The organism is Moraxella caprae DSM 19149 (assembly GCF_000426885.1).
Classification (GTDB): Bacteria; Pseudomonadota; Gammaproteobacteria; order Pseudomonadales; family Moraxellaceae; genus Moraxella; species Moraxella caprae.
This window is the reverse complement of record NZ_AUGF01000098.1, coordinates 1-1928: the sequence shown is the minus strand read 5'-3', so window position 1 is coordinate 1928 and position 1928 is coordinate 1. Positions and strand designations below refer to the sequence as shown.

Sequence of the window (1928 nt, the reverse complement as noted above, 5' to 3'; positions counted from 1 at the left end):
TCTTAATTATCTTGGTTCAGATGATAATGGGTATATCTAACCAGAGCCAGCGTGATATTCTCTGATAGGATTGTTTCCTGCAATTTTTTTAGCAAAAGAACGGTTTTCTTTGTAGCATACTTTTTGAACCAGAGCCTTATTTTTTATGCATTCTAAATTGGTGATATATAGCATACCCAACCACATTTACAACCAAAATACATAAGATATGCATTTTTAAGCTTAACCCAAGATGTATGGGTATTACCAAAAACATAACTCCTACTAACGACATAACAATTGGCGACAAGAAATTAGACTCTGATTTACTCGATAAATAGTCATTGAGAAATAGTAGACCGCTATAAAAAATGAAACAACCAACGATACCAACAGATATAAAAACATTGAACACTTCTTTATCTAAAATTAACATTCAACTAACAACCAAAAACCTATACTGAAAAATCCAGTATGGGTTTTAAGACCATTATTTAACATTTAATGTTTTAAATCTGTTGCCTAAAACAACACCTGCTGTTGGACCGCCCAAGCTGATGGCAGTATTGGTAGCAACTTTAGTTCCTGCACTCATTGCAATTGCTCTTCCTGCTGCACTAACTGGACTAACAAAACCTAATCCTGCCCCAGTTCCAACTGCAGCCACATGATGTCCAAAATTATATTGACCGCTAGCGGCAACACTACCCATATAAGCAAAATGCCCTGTCAAACCACCAAAGCCTGCACCAACAGCATTGGCAACCCAAGCCCCTTCCGTCTCCTGCATCTCACTATCAGTCATTGCGACTGCTTGCAGGTTTTGGGTATCATCAAAAGCAAACGATAAATCGGTTGCTTGGGTTGGTTGAGTAGGTAATTCTACACTTGGTGTAGTGCTTAGTATGGTTTGATAAACCGTTGTTTCTGCAAATGCAGGGGCGGTGGCGATGGAATTTTTTCTTTTATCAACATTATGAAAACTTAACACTATAAAAACCGTACCAATTTATGTCGTCTTGGTGTTGGTTATTGTCTTACGATAGTAACAAATGCAATTTTAGGTTTCAAGTGTTTTGTTTTAATTTTACTGATTTTTTATTTGGTTTATTTGTTAACATTCGGTGGCTTGGAGTAGGTTGGATTGGGCGATATTTGTGAACAAAAAAGATACGAGTAGCTAAATTTATTTTAAATGATTACAAAATTATTTATCATTTCCTTGTTTATGCTTATGCCAATCGTTATATCCATTGTTTAGAAAATAGTTTATAACTTTCAAAATAAAAAGTATCAATGATATTGCAATAAATAATATCAAAGATATTAAAAAACTAATCTTAATAAATTCTTTTTGCCCAAAAAGCAATTCATAACATGAATACACCAAGAAAAAAATGGCTGAGACCAAAAAAGATATTAAGAATATTTTTTTACAGGTATATTTTCTATTTTTAAAAAATCTACCTCCAATATATCCACTCACGGCTTCTAACAGCGATGTTATTATTTCAAGCATTTTTGAGTAAACTTAAATTATTAATAGAGTATGAGTGTTAAAAAGTTACCATTTAACACTCTTAAGCAATATCTTTGCTTTTTAACGCCTCCAAGCTTTATTTACCCCAGAGTTCAAAGCAAAACTATTGAAACGCCATGCATTAGCTCCTACCGTCAAACCGCCACCAGCTGCAGCACCTGCAGCTCCAAATGTACCACCGATTACAGCCCCTGTGGTCACATTCCCTGCAAATTTCGCATTACTCCACTTATAATTACCTCTTGCCCAACCATAAGTGTATCCGATACCGCCAACTGCAGCACCTAATCCAGCCCCCGCAACCCACGGAGCAACCGCCCCCTCTGTCTCCTGCATTTCTGCAAGTGTCATGTCTGTTGTTTGCAGATTTTCCACATCATCAAAAGCGAAGGATAGGTCGATATTTTGA

At 36.0% G+C, this 1928-nt stretch carries 2 protein-coding genes; both read right to left on the bottom strand.

The window, feature by feature from the left end:
- Window positions 1–469 precede the first annotated feature (469 nt).
- Window positions 470–970, bottom strand: a complete 501-nt coding sequence (locus tag K941_RS16590; RefSeq protein ID WP_051226069.1) for a hypothetical protein — start codon at window positions 968–970, stop codon at window positions 470–472.
- A gap of 609 nt (window positions 971–1579) precedes the next feature.
- On the bottom strand, window positions 1580–1928 hold a 349-nt coding region (locus K941_RS17435), incomplete at its 5' end, for a hypothetical protein (RefSeq protein WP_029103845.1).